Annotated in this window: 21 protein-coding genes, 1 tRNA gene and 1 pseudogene; 14 read left to right on the forward strand and 9 right to left on the reverse strand. The window is 64.3% G+C overall.

The window, feature by feature from the left end:
• Window positions 1-149: 149 nt before the first annotated feature.
• From LK535_RS09175 to LK535_RS09190, 4 genes are all read left to right on the forward strand, one after another.
• Window positions 150-812 (forward strand): TetR family transcriptional regulator, encoded by a 663-nt coding sequence (locus LK535_RS09175; protein WP_227771616.1) that lies wholly within the window; start codon window positions 150-152, stop codon window positions 810-812.
• Between the two features lie 73 nt (window positions 813-885).
• Window positions 886-3,342 carry a TonB-dependent receptor gene (locus tag LK535_RS09180; RefSeq protein WP_227771617.1) on the forward strand — a complete coding sequence of 819 codons (2,457 nt, stop codon included), beginning with the start codon at window positions 886-888 and terminating at the stop codon, window positions 3,340-3,342.
• A 108-nt stretch (window positions 3,343-3,450) separates the two neighbouring features.
• Complete coding sequence (locus LK535_RS09185) at window positions 3,451-4,620, forward strand: thiolase family protein (protein WP_227771618.1); 1,170 nt, start codon at window positions 3,451-3,453, stop codon at window positions 4,618-4,620.
• Window positions 4,620-6,080, forward strand: coding sequence for an MFS transporter (locus LK535_RS09190; RefSeq protein WP_227771619.1), 1,461 nt, complete (start codon window positions 4,620-4,622; stop codon window positions 6,078-6,080). The genes LK535_RS09185 and LK535_RS09190 overlap by 1 nt, the downstream gene beginning before the upstream one ends.
• Here LK535_RS09190 and LK535_RS09195 read toward each other — a convergent pair.
• The gene (locus LK535_RS09195; protein ID WP_227771620.1) at window positions 6,077-6,850 is read right to left on the reverse strand and encodes an SDR family oxidoreductase; all 774 of its coding nucleotides are present in this window, start codon (window positions 6,848-6,850) and stop codon (window positions 6,077-6,079) included. The two genes, LK535_RS09190 and LK535_RS09195, sit on opposite strands and share 4 nt — an antisense overlap.
• Window positions 6,843-7,658 (reverse strand): enoyl-CoA hydratase-related protein, encoded by an 816-nt coding sequence (locus LK535_RS09200; protein ID WP_227771621.1) that lies wholly within the window; start codon window positions 7,656-7,658, stop codon window positions 6,843-6,845. The genes LK535_RS09195 and LK535_RS09200 overlap by 8 nt, the downstream gene beginning before the upstream one ends.
• A 132-nt stretch (window positions 7,659-7,790) precedes the next feature.
• Here LK535_RS09200 and LK535_RS09205 point away from each other — a divergent pair, with 132 nt between their 5' ends.
• Window positions 7,791-9,137, forward strand: coding sequence for an amidohydrolase family protein (locus LK535_RS09205; RefSeq protein WP_227771622.1), 1,347 nt, complete (start codon window positions 7,791-7,793; stop codon window positions 9,135-9,137).
• 103 nt (window positions 9,138-9,240) lie between these two features.
• Here LK535_RS09205 and LK535_RS09210 read toward each other — a convergent pair.
• Window positions 9,241-9,450: pseudogene (locus tag LK535_RS09210) on the reverse strand (IS3 family transposase); the annotation flags it as partial.
• 55 nt (window positions 9,451-9,505) lie between these two features.
• Here LK535_RS09210 and LK535_RS16995 point away from each other — a divergent pair.
• Window positions 9,506-9,841, forward strand: a complete 336-nt coding sequence (locus LK535_RS16995) for a tyrosine-type recombinase/integrase (protein ID WP_227771911.1) — start codon at window positions 9,506-9,508, stop codon at window positions 9,839-9,841.
• Between the two features lie 23 nt (window positions 9,842-9,864).
• Here LK535_RS16995 and LK535_RS09220 read toward each other — a convergent pair.
• A tRNA-Ser gene (locus LK535_RS09220) sits at window positions 9,865-9,954 on the reverse strand.
• A 121-nt stretch (window positions 9,955-10,075) separates the two neighbouring features.
• Here LK535_RS09220 and hspQ point away from each other — a divergent pair.
• The 5 genes from hspQ (at window position 10,076) to LK535_RS09245 (ending at window position 12,640) form a co-directional block, all read left to right on the forward strand.
• Complete coding sequence (hspQ, locus tag LK535_RS09225; protein ID WP_227771623.1) at window positions 10,076-10,453, forward strand: heat shock protein HspQ; 378 nt, start codon at window positions 10,076-10,078, stop codon at window positions 10,451-10,453.
• Window positions 10,454-10,568: 115 nt separating this feature from the next.
• Entirely contained in the window at window positions 10,569-10,874 is a 306-nt protein-coding gene (gene rplU / locus LK535_RS09230; protein WP_066780773.1) for a 50S ribosomal protein L21, read from the forward strand.
• 24 nt (window positions 10,875-10,898) lie between these two features.
• The gene (gene rpmA / locus LK535_RS09235; protein ID WP_066780771.1) at window positions 10,899-11,168 is read left to right on the forward strand and encodes a 50S ribosomal protein L27; all 270 of its coding nucleotides are present in this window, start codon (window positions 10,899-10,901) and stop codon (window positions 11,166-11,168) included.
• 182 nt (window positions 11,169-11,350) lie between these two features.
• The gene (locus tag LK535_RS09240) at window positions 11,351-11,902 is read left to right on the forward strand and encodes a GNAT family N-acetyltransferase (RefSeq protein WP_227771624.1); all 552 of its coding nucleotides are present in this window, start codon (window positions 11,351-11,353) and stop codon (window positions 11,900-11,902) included.
• A gap of 159 nt (window positions 11,903-12,061) precedes the next feature.
• The gene (locus LK535_RS09245) at window positions 12,062-12,640 is read left to right on the forward strand and encodes a TetR/AcrR family transcriptional regulator (protein ID WP_227771625.1); all 579 of its coding nucleotides are present in this window, start codon (window positions 12,062-12,064) and stop codon (window positions 12,638-12,640) included.
• Between the two features lie 3 nt (window positions 12,641-12,643).
• On the opposite strand, the gene LK535_RS09250 is transcribed toward LK535_RS09245, so the two are convergent.
• On the reverse strand, window positions 12,644-12,910 hold the full coding sequence (locus LK535_RS09250; RefSeq protein ID WP_227771626.1) for a DUF1294 domain-containing protein: 267 nt from the start codon (window positions 12,908-12,910) through the stop codon (window positions 12,644-12,646).
• A 99-nt stretch (window positions 12,911-13,009) separates the two neighbouring features.
• Here LK535_RS09250 and obgE point away from each other — a divergent pair, with 99 nt between their 5' ends.
• The 3 genes from obgE to ychF all read left to right on the forward strand — a co-directional run bounded on the left by obgE (window position 13,010) and on the right by ychF (window position 15,963).
• Window positions 13,010-14,059 carry a GTPase ObgE gene (gene obgE, locus LK535_RS09255; protein ID WP_227771627.1) on the forward strand — a complete coding sequence of 350 codons (1,050 nt, stop codon included), beginning with the start codon at window positions 13,010-13,012 and terminating at the stop codon, window positions 14,057-14,059.
• A gap of 79 nt (window positions 14,060-14,138) precedes the next feature.
• Window positions 14,139-14,723, forward strand: a complete 585-nt coding sequence (locus LK535_RS09260; RefSeq protein ID WP_227771912.1) for a TIGR02466 family protein — start codon at window positions 14,139-14,141, stop codon at window positions 14,721-14,723.
• Between the two features lie 139 nt (window positions 14,724-14,862).
• Complete coding sequence (gene ychF / locus LK535_RS09265) at window positions 14,863-15,963, forward strand: redox-regulated ATPase YchF (protein ID WP_227771628.1); 1,101 nt, start codon at window positions 14,863-14,865, stop codon at window positions 15,961-15,963.
• A gap of 56 nt (window positions 15,964-16,019) precedes the next feature.
• Here the strand turns inward: ychF and LK535_RS09270 are convergent, their stop codons facing one another.
• From LK535_RS09270 to LK535_RS09285, 4 genes are all read right to left on the reverse strand, one after another.
• Window positions 16,020-17,165, reverse strand: a complete 1,146-nt coding sequence (locus tag LK535_RS09270) for a hypothetical protein (RefSeq protein WP_227771629.1) — start codon at window positions 17,163-17,165, stop codon at window positions 16,020-16,022.
• Window positions 17,165-18,073, reverse strand: a complete 909-nt coding sequence (locus LK535_RS09275; RefSeq protein WP_227771630.1) for an NAD-dependent epimerase/dehydratase family protein — start codon at window positions 18,071-18,073, stop codon at window positions 17,165-17,167. Before LK535_RS09275 ends, LK535_RS09270 begins: the two co-directional genes overlap by 1 nt.
• Entirely contained in the window at window positions 18,070-20,988 is a 2,919-nt protein-coding gene (locus LK535_RS09280; protein ID WP_227771631.1) for a glycosyltransferase, read from the reverse strand. Before LK535_RS09280 ends, LK535_RS09275 begins: the two co-directional genes overlap by 4 nt.
• A 397-nt stretch (window positions 20,989-21,385) precedes the next feature.
• Complete coding sequence (locus LK535_RS09285; protein ID WP_227771632.1) at window positions 21,386-22,399, reverse strand: hypothetical protein; 1,014 nt, start codon at window positions 22,397-22,399, stop codon at window positions 21,386-21,388.
• Window positions 22,400-22,518 lie beyond the last annotated feature (119 nt).

The raw sequence follows: 22,518 nt of genomic DNA on the forward strand, positions 1-22,518 counted from the left end.
TCCTTCTCTCCCTCCAGATCGCGACTGCCGCTTTGACCCCGCAGCGTGTTCCGCTTTGCTACTTATCTATATAAGTTGGCGAAGTCTACCGTCTCAGGCGTACTTTTCAAGGCACTTGCCTTGGTGCCCCGCCATCGGGACAAGGCCTTATGGTTCAAAACCCCGCTCCCGCCGGTCCCATTCCCAGCGCGCCAAGGAACCAAAGCGGCCAGACGATTGGGCCGAAGGGCCGGCGCACGCGGCAGCGCCTGATTGCGGAAACGATCGCGCAGCTCGAAACTCGGCGGCTGCGCGAACTACGCATAGCGGATATCGCTCGCGCCGCGGAAATCGCACCCGGCACCTTCTACCTCTATTTTGAGGATGTGGCCGACGTGGTGCTCGCCGCAATCGAGGAAGCGGCGCGCGATACGTCCGACATCGTCGCGCTCGCCTCCGGCGATTGGCAGGGTGACGCGGCACTGGAAACCGCGCAGCGGCTGGTCCGCGCCTATCTCTCTTACTGGGATCAGCATCATGCCCTCTTCCGGGTACGCAACCTTGCGGCCGAAGAGGGCGACCAGCGATTCGTCAACGCGCGCCTCAAGTCCATGCTCCCCCTGCTACAGGCGCTGGAGCGACAGGTTGACGCGGCGCAGCGTGCTGGAACCCTGCCCTCAAACCTCCTGCCTCTTGCAACCGCCGGCGCGTTGCTGGCGATGCTGGAGCGGCTCGCCAGCGTTCACCGGCTGAATCAGCGCAGCGGCGGATCAAGCCCCGGGCACGTCGCCGAAAGCGCCGCTTTCATCATTGCCCAAACGCTCAGACATTGAACTCGTATTAAACCCAGTTGACATAGGTATAGATGTGAGGAACCTAGCCGCATAATAATGCGGGGAGAGGATGATGACGCGCGCTTGGTTCACGAAGGCGTCGCTTGCTGCACTGGCGGCGGCGATCGCCCCGCCAACGCTGGCACAGGAGGTTCGCGGCCCGGAAAGCCCGAACATCACGGCAGAGCCGCGCCAGCCCGAGGCTGCGCTGGCGACTCAGACGGCCACGCCGACTCCGGCAGGGCTCAGCGACATTGTCGTGACGGCACGGCGCGTGGCCGAAAATCTTCAAAGCGTACCCGTCGCGGTGACGGTTCAGACGGCAGAAGCACTTCAGGCGCAGTCCGCGGTGCGCGTTCCGGACATTGCACGGCTGACCCCCGGGATTCTGATCGGATCGGCGACCTCGTCTGGCACCGCCATCACGATCAACATCCGCGGCCAGGTACAGACCGATATTCTGGCGACGCTCGACCCGTCCGTGGGCACCTATGTCGATGGGTTCTACTGGTCGCGCGCTTATGGTCTTAATGCTGACCTGCTCGACATCCAGAATGCGCAAGTGCTGCGCGGCCCGCAGGGTACGCTGTTCGGCCGCAACACGACTGGCGGCGCAATGCTGATCCAGACCAACGACCCGCATTATCGCGGCTTTTCGGGCCTCGTGTCCGGTACGTACGGGCGCTATAATGAAGTGATCGGCACGGCCGTCCTCAATCTGCCGTTGGTGGGCGACAAGATCGCCCTGCGCGCGGCGGTGAACTACACAACGCGCGACGGCTTCTTCCGCAACGAGGCGAGCGGCAAGAAATTGGGTGAACGCGACGGCGTCACGGCGCGCGGCAAGCTGCGCATCGATCCGGCCGATAATCTCACCTTGCTATTCTCGGCCGAGTATTTCCGCACCGAGTCACTTAGCCGTCCCTACGGCCTGCTCTATGTCGCTCCCACCTCGCCCGCCAATATCGAAGGCGCGCTTACCGCCAATCCCGCGAACGCGGCGTTGCTCGGCGCAGGCTTACCGGGCCAGATCCAGTTACTCGGCATCGGCGCGGGCTATCTCAACGATTACATTGGCCGCACGCGCGGCACGAACACGGTCTCGCTGAACGAAGATCCGGTAAGCTTCGCCGAGACGCAAACCTATACCGGCACCGCGACGCTCGAGACGTTCTTCGGGGCGGTGAAGTTCATCGGGGGCTATCGCAAGATCAAGGCGGATTCAAATGTCGATCTGGATGGCTCGCCGGCGCGGATCATCCGCACCTTCGGGCAGCAGGATCTGCAATCCTATTCGGGCGAGCTTCAGGCCACCGGCCAGATGTTCGACGACGTCGTCGATTTCGCCGCCGGCATCTTCGCCTTTCATGAGAATGGGCGCGACGAATCCACCTCCATTGCTCTCGCGAACCTCAGCCGCATTTCGGGCGGCGGCATATTGTCGCAGACATTTTATATCGGCGATGTCAGCAATCGCAGCATGGGCGCATATGCCCAAGGCACCTTCCATGTGAACGATCGCTTCTCGATCGTTGCCGGCGGCCGCTATTCGGTCGAAGACAAGAATCTGGTATCCTTCAACCAGACCCGCGATGCAGATACTGGCGCGCTGCTGTCCTGCCTGATCACGGGTGCGGAGCCGGGCACCTGTCGCGCCGAGCGCAAGGCCGGTTTCGACGGTATCTCCTACACCTTCGGCCTCAACTATCAGATTACGCCCGATATTCTCGCCTATGTGAAGACGAGCAAGGGCTTCCGTTCGGGTGGGCAGAACCTGCGCGCCAGCGGCGCAGCAAACGCGGTGTTCGTGCCGTTCGGCCCCGAAATCGCGCGCGAGCATGAGATCGGCTTCAAAAGCGAGCTGTTCGATCGCCGCGTCCGCTTCAATCTCGCGGCGTTCTACAATGAGGTTAGCGGCATTCAGCGCTCCACCCTTGTGTCCGCGCCGATCAACGGCATCCCTTCGCCGACGACCATCGTGGGCAACGCCGGCAAGGCGCGATTCTATGGTGGCGAAGCCGAGCTGACGGTGGCGCCGGTCACCGGCCTTACGCTTGCCGGCAACGCCTCACTTACCAGGCCGAAGTACCTCGATTATGCAGACCTCACCGGTGATCGGCGGAGCGAGAGCTTCCCCGGCATCCCCGAGTGGACGTTCAGTCTGGCCGCTGACTACGAAACCCAGATTGGGTCAGCCGGGGTAAGGGCACACCTCGATTATGCATGGGTGGACGACATTGCGCTTTACGCGTTGCGCACTGCGCCAACTGGCGACCCACTCGCCGACACTATCTCGCGTGACATCATGACCGCGCTCACGCGTCCTGCGGGCGGCGAGATGAACGCCCGTCTGGCGGTGACCTTCAACGACGAAGCGGTCGAGGTGGCGGTGTTCGGCCGCAACATCCTCAACCGGCGCGTTCTGGGCACCGGCCTCTTGTTTGACGCACCGCTCAATGTGGCCGTGGCGCAGCGCAACGATCCGGCAACTTACGGTCTATCTGCCACCGTCAAGTTCGGCGCCCGTTAAAAGGGGGCGGGCTCCGCGGCCGGGTGGGGGGGCGCGGAATACGCGCCTCTCCCCTGTCTGCCGCGGGACTATGGCAGGAACACTCACGACAAGGGCAAAGCGGATCTGATGAAGGCGACGATTACCGGCATCGGCATGTCGAAGGTGGCGCGAAGCCAGCATCGACCGGCAATTCACCTGCTCGCCGACGCTGCCCTCGAGGCGATGGCGGACGCCGGACTGACCCGCGCGGACATCGACGGCATCGCCACTTATCCCGGCAAGATGAGCGGCGGGTCGCCCGGCATGTCGCCGCTCGGCGTCGGCGATGTGCGCAACGGGCTCGGCCTCTCCACCCGCTGGCATTCCTCGACGCCGGAAGGGCCCGCGCAGGCCTCCGCGATCATGGTCGCCGCCATGGCTGTCGCCACCGGTCAGGCGCGCCACGTCCTGTGCTTTCGCGCACTCACCGAAAGCTCGTCACAGACCGCCGATCGCCGCGCCAGCGTGCCGACCGCCGGGGGTGCACGGATCGACGGCTGGCCAAGCTGGCTGCTGCCGATGCAGGCGATGTCGGCGGCCAACTGGACGGCGCTGGTCGCTGCCCGCTACTTTCACGAGTTCGGGCTGACGCGCGAGCATCTGGGCACCCTCGCGGTCAACCAGCGCGCCAATGCGCAGCTCAATCCGCGCGCGCTGATGCACGGCAAGCCGCTCAGCATGGAGGACTATCTCGCCGCGCGCATGATCTCCTCGCCGCTGTGCCTGTTCGATTGCGACGTGCCGGTCGACGGAGCGGCCTGCATCATCGTCTCGGCCCCCGATGCCGCGCGCGACACGCGCAAGACGCCGCTGCGCATCGAGGCCATGGGCGCCGCCATGGGTCCGGTCGAGACGTGGGACCAGCAGCCCGACGTCACACAGATGGCGGCGCATGACGCTGGACGCGATCTGTGGACGCGCACCGATTACAAGCCGGACGATGTCGACGTGCTCGCGCTGTACGACGGCTTCTCGATCCTCACCGCCATGTGGCTCGAGGCGCTGGGCTTCTGCGGCCATGGCGAGGTGCCCGGCTTCATCGCCGACGGGAATACCCGGCTGGACGGCAGGTTCCCGCTAAATACGGGCGGCGGCCAGTTGTCTGCCGGGCGGCTGCACGGCTTCGGCCATCTGCACGAAGCCTGCACCCAGCTTTGGGGTGAGGCCGGCGACCGGCAGGTGAAGGACGCGCGCCTTGCCACGGTGGCGATGGGCGGCGGCCCGCTCGCCGGCTGCCTGCTGGTGGCGCGCGACTGATGCTGCCGCGTTCCGCCTGGGGCCTCATCATCGCGCTCTGGGCGTCGGAGATCGTCGCCGCCTTCGAGACCGCGATGGTCTATGCCGCGCAGCGCGCGCTGACCGACGAGCTTGGCGATCCCGTGCGGGTCGGCTGGCTCATCACTTCCTATCTCCTGATCGGCGCCGGTTCCGCCGCGATCGCCGGGCGGCTGGGGGACCTGATGGGCCGCCGCCGGCTGCTCCTCATCATGCTGGTCGTCGCCGCGGTAGGCTCGCTGATGAGCGCCTTCGCGCCCGGCTACGGCATGCTGCTCGCGGGCCGCTGCGTCCAGGGGCTGACCGGTGCGATCCTGCCCCTGTGCCTTGGTATTGTGCGCGAGAATCTGCCGCCGCGACAGGTGCCGCCAGCGATCGGCCTGCTCGTCTCGGGCGCGGCGGCCGGCACCGCGGCGGGCCTCGTCATCGGCGGCGTGATCGTCGACCAATTCTCCTGGCACGGCGTGTTCATCGCCAGCGCCGTCAGCGCCGCGATCGCCTTTGTCGCTACCGTCGCGCTCGTTCCCCCGTCGAAACCCGCTGGCTCGGTGCGCAGCGTGGGATGGCTCGGCGGCCTCCTCTTCGTGCCCGCGCTGGTCGGCGTGCTGCTGGCGATCAGCAACGGGCCGCGCTGGGGCTGGTCCGATCCGCGCACCCCGATCTGTCTGCTGGGCGGGTTGCTGCTCGGCGCCTTGTGGGTCCGCAACAGCCTGCGCTCGCGCAACCCGCTGCTCGACGTGCGGCTCTTCGCGGACCGGCGCGTGCTCGTCGCGAACCTCATCGGCGTGATCCTCTCGCTCAGCGCGCTGCAGATCACCCTCGTCTTCTCGCTCCTGCTCCAGGCGCCGACCTGGACCGCGATCGGCCTCGGCGTCAGCGCGACGGTGGCAGGGCTGGTGAAGCTCCCCTCGAACCTCGGGGCGCTCTTCGCCGGGCCGTTCGCCGGCTGGGTGACGGCACGCCATGGCGCGCGCAATGCCATCCTGCTCGGCGGGCTCCTCACCGCCGGCGGCTGGGCCAGCGCGACCGTTCTGAACGGCGGCGTGGTGATGGTCGGCGGCGTGCTGATCCTGATCTCGTTCGGCACCGCGATGCTCGTCACCGTGCTGCCGACGATCCTCGCCAGCGTCGTCCCCCCCGATCGGACGAGCGAGGCGGCGGGCATGTCCTCGGTCGTGCGCGGCGCCGCGATGGGTGTCGGCGCACAGCTCGTTTCGCTCATCCTGGCGCTGGATACGGTGAGCCAGGGCGCCGGCGGCGCCAGCTACCCGACGCCGGCCGCCTTTCGCCTCGCGATCGGCTTCGTCGCACTGCTGACGCTATGCGCCACGCTGCTCGCCTTCGCGCTGCCCGCCCGCACCGCCGCCGCGGTGGACCTGGAGGATGAAGCGGCGGAGGCAGCGGAGGGATCCGCGCCCTTCCCGCTCACGGCCGGCGTCTAACCGGCGACAAGCGGCAGCGCGGCGCGCGCCTCGACCAGATCGAGGTTCACATCCCGGGGCAGCGCGAGCATCGCCACCAGCGTCCGCGCCATCGTCTCTGGCGCAACTGCGGCGCCCGCGAAGGCGGCATGGCCCGTCCGGGTGATCTTCTGGAAAAACGCGCCCGCGATGTCCGCGTCCCAGTCACGCCCGCCCGATCCGCCCGCGACGGAGCCGGAGCGCAGCACCGACACGCGGATCCCCTCGTCGCGCAGCTCGTCCCGCAGGCCCTGTGACAGCGTCTCCACCGCCGCCTTGGTCGCGGCATAGACCGTCAGGTAGGGGAAGGGCATCCGCACGGATTCGCTGGTGATGCTGACGATCTGGCCGCCCGTATCGCGAAGATGCGGAATAGCGGCGCGGATGCACCAGATCGGTCCCAGCAAGTTCGCCCGCACGTGCCGCTCCACTTCGGCGTCGCTCGCCTGCTCGATCAGGAAGGGCGCGAAGACGGCGGCATTGTTCACCAGCACGTCCAGCCGGCCGAACCGCGCCACCGTTTCCGCAACCGCCGCCGCCACCTGCGCCGGCGCACCGACGTCGCAAGCGATCGGCAGCACCGCATCCTGCCGGCCAGCGGCCACGGCCGCCAGCTCGTCCGACGCGCGCGCCAGCACCGCGACGCTTGCGCCCTCGCCCACCAGCGCATCGACGAAATGCCGCCCCATGCCGCGCGAGCCGCCAGTGACGATCGCCACCTTGCCGCGCAGCGTGCCCGTTCCCTCAGCCATGCGCAGCGCCGCCTTCGTCCCGATCGGCCGCGCGCGTCGCCTTGTAGATCGCGGCGGTGGCGGTGGTGGAGAGGTTCATGAACAGCGCTTCCTGGTCGAGCGCCGTTTCGAACTGCGCATCCTCGGCCATGTTCAGGTTCGCCTTCATGTAGCGAAAGCCCATGCGCGGGCCATTCGCCAGCCGCCGTGCCACCGCCAGCGTCTGCTCGCGCAGATCGGCGTCGGGGAACAACTTGGTATAGATGCCCTTGGCGTGCGCCGTCGCGGCATCCAGCTTCTCGCCCAGCAGCATCAGTTCGCGCGCCGCGCCTGATCCAAGGATCTTCGTCCAGAACCAGCTGGCACCGAAATCGCCGCTGCCGCCGATCCGATCGAATGCGGCAAGGAAGGTCGCCGCTTCGCCCGCGAACCGAAGGTCGCATGCCCCCGCAATGCCGATCCCGGCGCCGGCGACCGGGCCGTTGACCATTGCGATCGTCGGCTTGCCCATTTCGTGCAGCAGGCGGGACGTTTCCATATGCCCGCGCAGCCGCGCGAACCCCTGCTCCACCCGCGTCCCGCTCGCCGCGTCCACCGTCACCTGCGCACGGGCGCTGCCGCCCTTCAGATCCCCGCCCGAGCAGAAGCCGCGCCCTGCTCCCGTCACCACCACACAGCCAACCGCCGGGTCGCGTGCGGCAGCGGCGGTGGCGGCGGCCAGTTCATGCATGATGCCATCCGCAAGCGCGTTCAGCCGATCCGGGCGGTTCAGCGTGATGATGCGAACGCCGTCCACATCCTCGGTCAACACCTCAGCTTCCGACATCATCGATCCTCCCACAGCTTCATAGGTAACTATGTGAGATACGTCTTCCCGACAAGCGATGTTGGTCGTTGCCGCGCCGATCCACTTTCCGTATAACCGACGAGTCGTCAGTTTTAGGCGAATGGAGAGGCGGCCATGAATATCGAGGATCTCATCATCGCGAGCGTCGACGATCACATTGTCGAGCCACCCACCATGTTCGATCAGCACCTCAGCGTGCAGCACAAGGCGATCAAGCCGCGCGTGCTGAAGGACAAGAACGGCGCGGATTTCTGGCTGTTCGAGGGCCGTCGCGCCGGCAACATCGGGCTCAATGCCGTGGTCGGGCGGATGCGCGAGGAATATGGCTGCGAGCCGATTTCGTTCGAACAGATGCGCAAGGGTGCGTGGGACATTCACGCCCGCATCGAGGACATGAACGCCAACGGCATCCTGGCCTCGCTCAACTTCCCCAGCGTGGTGAAGTTCGACGGGGAACTGTTCCACCAGTTCCAGGACAAGCAGAACGCGCTGATCCTGCTGCGCGCCTATAACGATTGGCACATCGACGAATGGTGCGGCAGCTATCCCGGTCGCAACATCCCCAATGCGCTGGTGCCCTATTGGGACATCAACGAGACGGTGAAGGAAGTGAAGCGCGTCGTCGCCAAGGGCTGCCACGCCATTTCCTTCTCGGACAATCCCGCGCTGCGCGGTCAGCCGTCGATCCATGACGCACATTGGGAACCGCTGTGGAAGGTCTGCGCCGACAACAATGTCGTCATCAACATCCATATCGGTTCCGGCGCAGCCGCGCCGCATGCCTCCATGGCCTCGCCGATCGACGCGTGGATCACCACGATGCCGATCTCCATCGTCAACTCGGCCGCCGACTGGCTGTGGCTGGATGCGCTGCAGCGCTATCCGAACCTCAGGATCGCGCTGAGCGAGGGGGGCGTGGGCTGGATCCCCTATTTCCTCGAGCGCGCCGACTTCACCTACGAGCATCACCGCGCCTGGACGCATTCCAATTTCGGCGGGAAGAAGCCGAGCGAGGTGTTCCGCGAACATTTCCTCACCTGCTTCATCGACGATCGCTTCGGGCTGAAGAACCTCGACGAGATCGGCGAGGACAATATCGCCTATGAATGTGATTATCCGCATTCGGACAGCGTGTGGCCCGATTCCGCGGAACTGCTGCTGGCGCAGTTCGACGGGCTGACGCGCGCGCAGATCGACAAGGTGACTCACCAGAACGCGCTCCGCATCTACAATTTCGATGCGTTCGGCATGATGGGCGGGCGCGAGAAATGCACCGCAGCCGCGCTTCGCGCGCAGGCCGCGCATGTCTCCACCGCGCCGGTGTCCTACGGCGGCCCCGCCCCGCTGGCACCGGGCGAGGTCCAGCGTCCCGTCACCTCGGGCGACATCGCCAAGATGTTCGCGGCGGTCAGCCTCGCTGACGGCGAACTCGACGTCAGCGAGCTCGAACCCGCGGAATGATCGTAATCGGAGACTGGGCTGTACGCAGCCCGGTCGCTGACGGTCGTCAGAACAGCCTCCCCTTCGCCAGCTATGAGCTGCTGCCGGGTCCGCGGACACGAGGTTAAGCTACCTGCGCCTGCCTCTCGAAGTTTATGGGGCCGAGGAAGCCTAGGGTCGAGTGGCGACGCGTCGGATTGTAGAAGCGCTCGACGTAGTCGAACACATCTGCCTTCGCGTGATTGCGCGTGCGGTAGATTTTGCGCGTGCGGTAGATTTTACGTCCGATCCGCTCAGTCTTCAGCGAGGAGAAGAAGCTCTTCGTCGCCGCGCTGAACTCGCAGGCTGTCGAGGGCCGGTGGTTCCCGATGGACAGCACCGCTTGGTATATGTGGGACAACACCCGGCACGACGTGAAGGCGGCGGGCGGAGACATCGACGATGTGGGGCTACACACTCTGCAGCATACCTGCATCACTCGGCTCGCTTTGGGAGAGATGGAGCTTCAGCGCTTATCAATGTGGGCGGGTCATTCCGACGTGTCGATAACCGCCAAACGGTACTCGCACCTGTCTGCCCAAGCGCTCGCGGGAGGAGTCGAAATCCTCGGCACGGCTCCCACCTACGGGGACAATTCACAGGCAAATCCCGCAATGTCCGCTCAACGGAATGTCTCCGTTCACGGTGCCAAACGTGCCAACTCAGGCACGGTGCGATTCCAGTAAATGGCAGTTTTCTGGGGAGTTAGTGGCGGAGAGGGTGGGATTCGAACCCACGGTACCCGTAAAGGCACAACGGTTTTCGAGACCGTCCCAATCGACCACTCTGGCACCTCTCCGCAGAGGCTTCCGGCGCTTCAAGGGGCGGACCGGGCGATCGAAGGCGGCGCCTCTAACGCGGTTGTTCGGGATACGCAAGCGCCTGCTTGTGCAGCGCGCAACATCTACTAGATTGACGACATGTCAGCTGCCACCAGCCACACCTTGATCGACGGCGTCCTTGATGCGCCGGCCGTAGCACACGCGCGATTCTCTATTGGCGATGTGGTGCGGCATCGCATGCTCGATTTCCGCGGCGTCGTGTTCGATGTCGATCCTGTCTTCGCCAACACCGAGGAATGGTACCAGTCGATCCCGGAGAGCATTCGCCCGCGCAAGGACCAGCCGTTCTACCACTTGCTCGCGGAGAACGCCGAATCGACGTACGTCGCTTACGTCAGCCAGCAGAACCTCGTTCATGATGAAAGCGAGGAGCCGGTGGACCACCCGGCGATCGCCGGCTTGTTCAATGGCTTCAGCGACGGGCGTTACCTGCTGAAGCGCGAACATCGTCACTAGAGAAGCGCTCAAGCGCCACCCGCGCGTTGACAATGCGCAGCGATTCTACTAGCTGCGCCGTTCCTCCTGGCCCGGTTGTCCGGTCCGGGCACAAGCATTTGGATAGAGTCAGGCCATGTTCGCAGTCGTGCGCACGGGCGGCAAGCAGTATCGCGTTGCCGCCGGAGACAAGATCGTCGTCGAGAAGCTGGAGGGCGATGCCGGCGCCTCCGTTACGCTGAGCGACGTGCTGCTGGCCGGCGAAGGTTCGGAGCTGAAGCCGACCGACGGACTCACCGTCGCTGCCGAGATCATCGCGCAGGCGAAGGGTGAGAAGGTCATCGTCTTCAAGAAGCGTCGCCGTCACAATTATCGCCGCCGCAACGGCCACCGCCAGAACCACACGATCCTGAAGATCGTGTCGATCGGCGCGCAGGCATAACGCGAAGCGTAAGGAGCAAGCACAATGGCACATAAGAAAGCAGGCGGCTCGTCGCGTAACGGTCGTGATTCGGCCGGTCGTCGTCTTGGCGTGAAGAAGTTCGGCGGTCAGGAAGCGATCGCTGGCAACATTCTCGTGCGTCAGCGCGGGACCAAGTTCTACCCGGGCCGTAACGTCGGCATCGGCAAGGACCACACTCTTTTTGCGCTCGTCGACGGCCGCGTGGTGTTCCACGAGGGCAAGCTCGGCCGCAAATTCTGTTCGGTCGATATGATTGCCGAGGCGGCAGAATAACATCGGGCGACCATCCGGGTTGCCCACCAGGGCGATCCGGAGCCTCCGCTAAGGAGGCCAGCCACCAGACAAGGGAGCCGGGTCCGCCCAGGCTCCCTTTTTTATTGCTCCCTCAATTCACTGTGCTGTCGCCGGCTCGTCATCGGGCCCGGCTAGCGGCGCGTCAGGCGAGGAGGGCGCAGATGTTCGCGCGGACGAAGAGACTAACGTTGCGGCCGGGATGGCCGGAAGAGGCGGCGAGCCTCCTGGAGGCCATTGCCCATGAGGATGTGGCGATGAAGCTTGCCCGGCTGCCCTGGCCTTACACTCGGGGCGATGCCGAGGCGTTCCTGGCAATCCCGCGCAGCGCCACCGATGCGCGCTTCGTCGTCCTGACACACGAGGGCGACTATCCCCGGCTGGTCGGCGGCATCGGGCTGACCGATCAGGGCAGCGGCGTGGTGGAGCTTGGCTATTGGCTCACGCCCTCGGCGTGGGGACGCGGCTATGCCACTGAAGCAGCCCGCGCGGTGGTCGACATGGCCCGGCACGCGTTGCCGGTGCGCCGGATCGAGGCACGCCATCACCTCGACAATCTCCCCTCGCGCCGGGTTCTCGAGAAGCTCGGCTTTCGCGAGATACGTCGCGAGCCCAGCTATTCGCTGGCGCAAGGGCGTGACGTCGAAAGCGCAGTTCTCGCGCTTGATCTGGCCCAGGAGGATGAATCGCCGGTCCGAATGGCGATCGCCGCCTGAACGACTGCCCTCCCCTCCTCGCACGCACTGGCGACCCGTGCCGTTCCTCGGACAATGGAACGGCACGGCGCTCGCCCGTGCCAATGCGCCCCTTTCCCCTGCCCCGGCCAACAAACCAAAGCATTGCAAAACATTGCCGATGCGCCGACAGCCATCGTGATGTCCGTGTCCCCGCTTCGCCGTCGCATGAGCCCCGAGGAATCGCGCAGCGCCGCACTCTCCGCGGCGCGCGAACTCCTGGTGGAAGTCGGTCCGCAGGCGGTCACTCTCAAGGCAGTCGGCGCGCGGATCGGGCGGACGCATGCCAACCTCCTTCACCATTTCGGTTCGGCCGAGGGTCTTCAGAAGGCGTTGATCGAGGATCTCGCGGCGCGGATCGTCGGCACCATCAAGGCCGCGGTCCTTCGCTCGCGTGAAGCGGAGGATCCTGCCGAGGTGGTGGATCTGACCTTTGACGCTTTCGGGCGGAACGGTGCCGGCGCGCTTGCGAGCTGGATGATCCTGACCGGCAACGAAAACGCGCTCGATCCGATTCTCACCGCCATTCACGACCTGGTCGAAGATCTCGCGCAGGATCACCATAGCGGCGCTCCGATCCGGGAGGAAACGCTCCAGCTCGTCCTGATGGCCCTGGGGGATGCGCTGCTCGGCGCTCCAATGGCCAAGGCGCTCGGCCTCTCCCGCGACACCGCGCGCCAGCTTGCCCGCGGCATGTTGCTGGCCGATCGGCGCAAATAGTCGCTACAGGACGAGCAGGCCGATTCCGACACCAGCCTGCACTGCCACGATCAGCAGCAGCCGGGTGGAGAACGGCTCCTTGCGGGTCTTGTGCCGAAAGACCTGCCGGGCGACGAGCGCCCCCGGTGATCCGCCCAGCAGCGCCAGTTTCAGCAACGTGGCCTCGGAAATGCGCCGCTCGCCAGCGATGGCCCGCCGCTTGTCCGACCAGAAGGCGAACACGGCGGCGATGTTGATCAGCAGCACGGCAAGCAGGACGGCGTCGAACATGGCCCCGCATGACACGTTTTTCTTACCCGCTTCCACCAGGGCGCGCTCGCGATGCGCGGCGATGTCGCTTTACCGGCGCTAAAGCGCTAAGCGGCGGCCATGCACTTCCTTGATCAAGCAAAGATCTTCGTCCGCTCGGGCGCCGGTGGTCCCGGAGCGGTCAGCTTCCGGCGTGAAAAGTTCATCGAATATGGCGGTCCGGATGGCGGGAACGGCGGCAAGGGCGGCGACGTCATTTTTGAAGCGGTTGCCGGACTGAATACCCTGATCGATTTCCGCTACACCCAGCATTTCCGGGCCGAGCGCGGCCATGGCGGCTCTGGCTCGAATCGCACGGGAGCTGGCGGCGAGGATCTGGTCATCAAGGTGCCGGTCGGCACACAGGTGCTGGCCGACGACGAAGAGCGGACGGTTCTTCTGGATCTGACCCGCGTGGGACAGCGCGAGGTGTTTCTGCGCGGCGGCGATGGCGGCCGCGGCAATGCCAGCTACAAGACCTCCACCAATCGCGCGCCGCGCCAGCACGGCACCGGCTGGCCGAATGAGGAGGCCTGGGTCTGGTTGCGGCTGAAGCTGCTGGCCGATGCTGGGCTGGTTGGCTTGCCCAATGCGGGAAAATCGACCTTCATCAATGCGGTGACCAACGCGCAGGCGAAGGTCGGCGCTTATGCCTTCACCACCACCCGGCCGCAGTTGGGCGTGGTGCGTCATAAAAGCCAGGAATTCGTCATCGCCGATATTCCCGGCCTGATCGCCGGCGCGGCCGAGGGCGCGGGAATTGGCGATCGCTTCCTCGGCCATATCGAACGATGCCGGGTCCTGCTCCACCTCATCGACGCCAATGATACGGACGTGGGCGAGAGCTACCGCATCGTACGCGAAGAACTCGAGGCTTATGGCGCCGGGCTCGACGAGAAGCCGGTTGTCATCGCGCTGAACAAGATCGACACGCTCGACGACGAACTCATCGCGGCGCTTTCGGCGGAACTGGAGGAGGCGAGCGGCGCGGAGGTGATCCCGCTGTCGGGGGCCAGCGGAACTGGCGTCGATTGGGTGCTCGACAAGCTGCTGGAGGCGATCGGCCCGGATCACGCGACTGTCGGTGACGACGATGAAGGCGAGGAGCCGGTCGAATGGTCGCCCGTCTGAGCCACCCGCGCCTCCGCACCGGCGTCCTGGGTAGCGGCGGCGCTTGGCAACACGTGCCACTGCCCCTACCCGCCCGGTCATGACCGTCCGCGCGCTATTCCCCACCCATTTCTACGAAGGCGATCTCGGCGATGCCGCCTTGCTGGAGGAACTGGAGGATTCGGTTAGGTCGCTTGCGGCAGACGACACCGCCGGCCGCCGCTGGTCGAAGGAGCATGGCTATCGCGGCTATACCTCCTACGCCTCGCTCAACGACCTGCCGCAACGCGACCCGGCGTTCGCTGACCTGAAGCGCCATCTCGACCGGCACGTGACGCGCTTTGCCGAGGCAACCGGATTTCAACTCGGCGGTCGCAAGCTCAAGCTCGACAGCCTGTGGGTGAACCTCCTGAAACCCGGCGGCGCGCACAGCGGCCACATCCACCCACATAGCGTCGTGTCGGGCACTGCCTATGTCACTGTGCCGCCCGGGTCGGGAGCGCTCCGGCTCGAAGACCCGAGGCTCGGCCTGATGATGGCGGCCCCGCCACGTGACGACACCTTCGTCCATGCGGTGCCTGCGCCGGGGACAATTTTCCTTTGGGAAAGCTGGCTGCGGCACGAAGTCATGCCAAGCACGGCCAAGAGCGATCGGATAAGCGTCAGCTTCAACTATCGCTGGTAGCGGAGGAAGCAGCCCCTTTCCGCCGCCCCAGCACGCCCGCACAGCCGTTACAGGGCAACGGCACAGGGTGGCGCGGCAGCCCGTCGCGCGGTAGGGCGCAGCACATTATCTACCCCCAAAGCTTTACCAAGGATCGATCATGGGTTTCCGCTGCGGCATCGTGGGCCTGCCGAATGTGGGCAAGTCCACCCTCTTCAACGCGCTGACGGAGACGGCGGCGGCGCAGGCTGCCAATTACCCCTTCTGTACGATCGAACCGAACGTCGGCAATGTTGGCGTTCCCGATCCGCGGCTCCAGAAGCTCGCCGAGGTCGCCAAGTCTGCCAAGATCATCGAAACTCAGCTCGCCTTCGTGGACATTGCCGGCCTGGTGCGCGGCGCATCCAAGGGTGAGGGTCTGGGCAATCAGTTCCTCGGCAACATTCGGGAGGTGGATGCGATCGTCCACGTTCTGCGGTGCTTCGAGGATGGCGATGTCACCCACGTCGAGGGCAAGGTGGATCCGATCGCCGACGCGGAGACCGTCGAAACCGAGCTCATGCTTTCTGATCTGGAAAGCCTTGAGAAGCGCGTACCGAACCTGGTGAAAAAGGGTCAGCAGGGCGACAAGGAAGCGAAGATCGGCGCCAGCGTGCTCGGGCAAACGCTTGAGCTCCTGCGAGAAGGCAAGCCGGCGCGGCTTACCCAGCCCAAGGACGTGGAAGAAGCGCGTGTCTTCGCCCAGGCGCAGCTGATCACTGCCAAGCCGGTGCTTTACGTGTGCAACGTCGAAGAAGCGAATGCCGCCACTGGCAACGCCCACAGCGCCCGCGTCTTTGAAAAGGCCGCCGCCGAAGGGGCCGAAGCAGTGGTGGTGTCAGCCGCCATCGAAGCCGAGATCGCAACCATGCCGGCCGAGGACCGCGCCATGTTCCTGGGCGAACTGGGCCTTGAGGAAACCGGCCTCGCCCGGGTCATCCGCGCGGGCTACAAGCTGCTGAACCTGCTCACCTTCTTCACGGTGGGCCCGAAGGAAGCACGGGCGTGGACCGTACCTGCGGGATCAAAGGCACCTCAGGCGGCGGGTGAAATCCACACCGACTTTGAGCGCGGTTTCATCCGGGCCGAAACCATCGCCTATGACGATTACGTGGCTCTCGGCGGGGAAGCTGGTGCGCGCGAGGCGGGCAAGCTGCGGCAGGAAGGCAAGGAATATGTCGTCCACGACGGCGACGTGATGCTGTTCCGCTTCAACGTCTGATCGAACCCCAGAGGTCGGCGGCGGCAGCTGCCGACCAAGCTCACGCCGGGGTAGCGTCAGCCTTGCCGCTCCTTCGCCGCCTCCCGAGCGGCGACGGCGCGGATCACGCGTTCATCAGTGGGAAACCGGGTTGCCACCGCCTCGAGTGCAGCCGCCGCCCCGGCCCTGTCACCCTTGTTGCGCAGTCGCTGCCGATCCAGAAGGAGGCGAGTCGCCAACGCGTCCGCCTGAAGGCTCACCAGCCGGTCCGTCAGGGCATCAAGGAACTCAACCGACACTTCTTCCGTGTAGCGGCTCGGCGGGACGTCACTTGCGGGATAGGAATACCGGGTGATCCCGAACTCACGTGCGAGAAAGGCCACGTCTTGCCTGCTCTGCGCATGGGCCTTCAGACGTGTTGTTTGCGGCAGGTCGAATTTGTGACCGGGAAGTCCCGCGAACGCCCGTGATTCAGTTCCGCTGCGCGCCGGATTGCGCCGACCATCCTGAAGTTCGGGCACGCGCACATTGTAGCGCCCGAGCATCAGCGCGGCCTCCATTGAAAGCGACTCGTTCACCGTCGTTCCATCGCCTTGAACGATGGCGGCAATGTCGGCGCCCAGCCCGGCCGAGAGCGCAAATTGAGCGGCAAAGCGTTCGCGCACCGCGGCCAGCGCTTCATATTCCAGCACCGCCACGGCGCGCCGACCAAAGGCTGCACGATAGCGTTTGATGATGTTGGCCCAGTGTGCAGCTTCTGGCCTGTCGAACACGGCATCGATATCGCCGCGGGTTTTTAGATGCTGCTGCGCTGCACTGACCGCCCATTCGACGGGGTCGCGAACCACAAAGACGATCCGCACGTGCGCAACATGCCGATCCAGCCAATCCGAGAACGCCTCCAGCTCACGCCGGGAGAAGCCGGTCAGCACTTCGCCGGACAGCACCAACGTGTGCCATTCCGAGGCATGGAGTTCCCGGTCCAGCTCCGTGCGGGCACGCTCCGGATCCGAAGCATATCGATCGCGCGGTGTCGGGGCTTGTTCTGCATGATCCTGGCGGAAAATACCGGACAAGCCAAAGGAATGATTTGCCTCTTCGAAGGGGTAGAGCACCCCTGCATTCAACAACGCCGCGCGATTCGCGTGGAAGTGATTCTGGATGAACGTCGTCCCGGTCTTCCGGTGACCGATATGGACGATCGCTCGCCGTTCGGCTCTCATCACCGCGCCTCCAGCATGCGCCGCAAGCCATCTTCCAGCGTGACCTGCGGCTTCCACGAAAGCTCCGCCCGCGCCCGTTCGATGGCCAATGCACTGCGTGGTACGTCCACGGAGCGAGGAGGTTGATAGATGCGCCGAACTCGGCGGCCAGTCACCTGCTCAACCAGCGAACATATATGATTTAGCGAGACTTCGTTGCCGGATCCGATGTTCACCACCGGGCTGGCCGGGGGTGCGGCCGCAGCAGCGGCAATCGCGCGGCCGAGATCCTCGATAAACAAGAAGTCGCGCGTCGTTTCCCCGTCGCCCCAGATCACCACCTCTTCGTCTCGTAACGCGCGCTCGAACACGGTGCTGACAAAGCCGAACGCACGGTCCGTGCGCTGACCGGGACCGTAGGGATTGGCCACCCGCAGCGACAGCGTCGGCATGCCGGTGCATGCCGTGACAAAACGAAGCGCATGCTCGGTCTGAAGCTTCAGAAAGCCGTAGGCATTGTTCGGCTCGGTTGGGCTCTCCTCATGTGCCGGCACGGCGGCCTTGGGCCCGTAGACGGTTCCACCCGAGGAAATGAACAGCATCTTCCCGACGCCAACCTGATGCGCACGCTCCGCCAGCGTGATGATCGGCGCCACCTGCTCGACATAGGCGGCGGCGAAATCGTCCGGGACATAGGCGGGCAACATCTCGCCCGTCGCATGAACGACCACCTTGGCGCCCGCGAGATGGTTCAGCACCGCCCGCGAGCGATGATCGATCAGCACTCGGTCCACGTTCGGCAAGGCCGGTGCCGAACCCGCCCGGGTAATCTGCGTTACCGCCCAGCCGTCAACGCTAAGGGCCCGCGCGGCAGCACTACCGATAAAGCCGCCGCCGACAACAACCGCGCCGCGCCCGGCGACATTCATGGGCGCATCGCGATCGCTTGATCGTACAAGGCGCGATAAGCGGCAGCACAGGCTTCCATGCTGAAGCGGCCAGCCACCTCCGCCGTCAGCTCGCGGGCGGACGCGCGAAAATCAGGGTCTAGGAACTGCTCCATGGTTTCGGCGACAAGGTGAATAAAGCCAGCGGTGTCGCGCATGTTGTTCGTGACGGCACCCGCAACGCCCTTGTCGGACGTCAACATGCTGCGGATCTCACCCACGTCATTGCCCAGCACCGGGCAACCTTCCTGTAGCGCCTGGATGACGCACAACGGGAACGATTCTCCTTCGAACCGGGTGGGCACGAGCGCGCAATCGCTCATGCGGTAAATGCCGTTGATGCAGGATTGGTAACCGAGATAGTGGATAGCAGGATCGCCGGCGGCAATTTCCCGCGAGCGATCGGCAAACCGTCCTTCTCCGATCATCAGCAGGTGCATTTCGCGATCGGGATGGCGCGCCTTGAGCATCTGGAACGCCTCGACCGACGCGCGCCAGCCTTTCCGCTGAATCCCCCGGGCAACGAAGGTGAACACCGTCGCATCTTCGCCGATGCCCAGGCTCGCTCGCGTGAATGGCACCTCCCGCAGGTCGCGCGGCATGCCGTTCGCCATCTTGATGAAACGGGTTCGATCAAGCGGAATACCGGCGAAGACATCAAGGTTCTTCTCGGCGGTATATACCCAGTAATCGACGTTCCGCAGCGAACGGAACAACAGTCGGTCAAGCGCACCGCCGGGAAGGTTGTGCGATCCGTGCATGGAAACGACATAGGGGCTATTAAGCACCCCGCCCCGTTCGAAGAACAGGTTCTCGATCAGCACGCTGTGCGAATGGATAACATCAAAGCCGGCGCGGTCGAGCAGAGCCGCCGGCCCGGCCGGAAACATGTCGTCGCGTGAATAGACTGCCACCCTTGGATCGAGCCGCGCCACCATGTCGTCATTGCGATCGGTCAGGTTCGCCGCGATCAGCGATACCATCAAGCCCTGCCGTGCAAATTCATTGGCGAGAAGAAGCGGGAACAACTCCCCTCCTCCGGTCTCAAAGCCCAGGAAGCCGATCGCGATGTGCGGCGCCCGCTTGCCGGTCGGCATCAGCGAAGCGGTGCTATAGCGATCCTCGAAACGGCCATGCTCCCGGTCCACGGTGAAATGCTTGTACTGGTGCGCCAGATCTTCGACGAACCGGGCGCCGGCCGCTTCATCCACACGCCAGAAACGGCGGATCTCCTGCTGAACGGCCCAGCACTCTTCATAGTAATAAAGCTTGTCGAAGTTGCGCGCGGACGTGTTCGCCTCATGCTGGCGGAAGTAGCTGATGGCCTCGGGATGATAGGCGAGCTTCCCGCCACCGAGCAGGTGAATATAGAGAAACCAGTCCCCCGCGATCCGGAACTGCGCGGCTCGATCCCAGATCTCGTCATCGACCTGCTGGTTGCGAAAGACACAGCCACCCACATTCGTGACGATGTTGCGCTTGGCGAAGGTTGAGCGAAACCATTGGGCAGCCGGGCGGACCACTTCCTTGTCCCAGATGCCTGGCTCCGCACCATCGCGAAAGCCAGCCATTCCGGCCGTCGGCGTGCCATCCGCGCGGCAGAACTCAATACGACCAAGCGCGATCTTGACCGACAGATCAGCAAAGCCCGGCACCAGATGTTCAAGGAACCGACTGTCCGCGAAATCGTCACTTTCGCAGATCCAGATGAGCTCGCCCTGGGCCATCGCCAGACCGCGCTGCCATTGGCGAAATGGACTGCCGGTCCCACGGTCGTTGAACGCAGTTCGACACGGGAACGGGCACTGTTCCAGCAATCGGGCGATCACCTCCCGACTGTCGTCGGTCGAGGCATCGTCAAGCACGATCAGTTCGATATTGCGGTAAGTCTGGCCGAAGATCGATTGGAGCCGCTGCTCCAGGAAGCGGGCATGATTGTAATTCGGGACGATCACCGACACGAGCGGTGAGAAGTCGGGCTGACGGTGATACGGTACCGCCGGGCGCTTTTCGTACCGCCCATAATTTACCCAGTGAAGAAACGGATTGATTCCCGCCGCCGCGACTTCAGGGTTGGTTTCCAAATAATAGGACGTGCTGAAATCCGGTGACGGATCCAGCCGCTGGCGCCAGCCGCTGTCCATGAAGTGGCGGTACAGCGAGACGCCATCCGGCACCGATTCAAGCTGGGCAGCGTAATATGCCGGGTCGAACAGGGCTGCTGCGGGATCGCCCTCCGGCAACGATTGAGATATCGGCTCCTGCTGGCTGACGGCTGCGTCGCCAGGATCCTCCTTGTTGGCTTCCTCGCTGGGCGGGCAAGCCGTGCGCCTCCCCTCGGCGCGGCCATGCCGGACAAAGTGTAGCAGCGGGTTGATGCCGCTCTCTGCCACATCAGGATTGGCGCCGAGATAATATTCGGTTTCGAATGACGGCGACGGGTTAAGCCCCTGTCGCCAGCCGCTCTGCAGGTAATGTTCCAGCAAATCGCCGTCGAATGGCAGCGGCAGCTGTTCGCGGTAATATTCTTCGTCGAAGAGCTCGCGCAGCTGCGACATCATCGTCTCTACGGAGGCGATGCCAGCACCAACGCTTCGGTCCGACGGCGGGATCTCGGCACCGCGAAAGCGGCCTATCGAGGCGTGATACTCCAGCGGCGCGCATCCAGCCGCCCGAGCATCCTCGTGCAGCGCGAGATATAGTTCCGTTGAGAATCGCGGCGACGGATCAAAGCCCGCGATCCACCCTTCCTCCAGATAGTGGCGCAGGGCGCGCTGCGGCAGCGGATGAACCCCCGCTTCCCGCAATTGCTTGCGGTAGAACGCGGAATCAAACTGCTCGACGATCCACTGACGTGCGTCAGCCTTCACGATCTGGATAGGCGCATTTTCGTCCACGAATACGCATCTCCCCCGCCGGACGACCCCATAGCGCTCATCCCCGCGCACCCCGCAAAGGTCAACCCGACCTGTCCCGCTTATTGCTGTCCCGCAGCACTGATGTGCCGCGACCGTGGCTACGGATCGTGGATCTGCGGGCCCGCTTCGAACCGCGCATGACTGCGCCGGCGCGATCGTCTCCGCGCTTCTGGTCGGGCCGATGCGCGGCGCTTGGCGAACCGGGTTCAGTCGTTCGAAAAACTTGCGATTACATCGGTCATGCGGGCGCTAGATGACGCGGATCATCGGCTCCGGACGGCCGAATTCCCCGACGGATCAATCCCCAAGCTGTTCACGCCTCTGATGAGGCCGTTCCCTCCGACCTCGCCATCATAGCATACGCGACGGCGAACGCTCAGCGGCGCCGATCTTTGACGAGGGCGGCGACGATGGTCATGACCACGCGAAGCTTTTCGTCGAACAGCTGGTCGCCCGAAAGATATCGGTACTTTTCGTGGTCAACGTGAGGAAAAAGCCTGGAGCGTCCACGGAAGTATTTCCGGCAGACCGCCTCATTGACCGGGCGATAGAACTCGATGATCTTGTCGCGTTGCGCCTTGGTCAGCAATGACAGCTTCTTTTTCTCGACCAGCGCATCGCCAGTCAGGTCGTTAAGTCCGGCGTAGAATTTGTTGTCATGGACATCGGCAAAAATATTGCGATTGCCAGCGACCATCATCGTGACCGCATCACTGACCGATTTGTTGGAATCCGACTGCTGATAGTCGAAGGCATCGGTATGCTCGCCTAGCCCCATCGCATCGACAAAATCGCGCAGCAGATCACCTCCGACGAAGCTTTCGCGATCGAATACTCTGACCACCATCGCCGCGGGACCGGCTTGCGCCTCCCATTCCGCGAGCACCTTGTCCCAATGGCCGAACTGCTTGAGCGCCAGGATCAACCAGGCGTGAAAGTCGGTTTCCACCTTGGACGCCCACTGCTGCCAGGCGGAAGTCAGCAACTCATCCTGACGCCGCAAATAGATGACGATGCGCAGATCATAATGGGCGGCGAGCCCTTCGATGAGCGCGCTGTTTCCCAGATTCGAGAGGTTCTCCGCAGACAGTAGCACCGCCCGCGTATTCGGACGCGCCCCATCGAAGACCGCATCGATCCGATCGCGTAACCCGCTGGCGTCGCGATCCTTGGCAAGCGCCTCCAGGGCGAAAACATGATCGCCAGTGATGCGGTCTCCCGTCGCGAGCGACACGTCCGGGACGGCGTAACCAAGACGCGCAAGCACGAACCGGTTGCGGCGAATGAAGGCCTGGATGGACGATGATCCCGCCTTCGACGCGCCAATATGCAGGACAATTGTTTTACGCATCGGATGCGTCGCTGCTCCCCGGAGCCATTCCCTACCCACCCAGTGCGAGCAGACGAGCGGTGACTAGCGCCGATTCTCAGGACTTTGCAATTCGCGCTCCTGGGAACCGCTTGGAATCGGATCTTTCCTCGAAACTGCGCAGCTGCACCACGTCATGG

It is taken from the genome of Sphingomonas sp. IC4-52 (assembly GCF_020707225.1).
Classification (GTDB): Bacteria; Pseudomonadota; Alphaproteobacteria; order Sphingomonadales; family Sphingomonadaceae; genus Sphingomonas.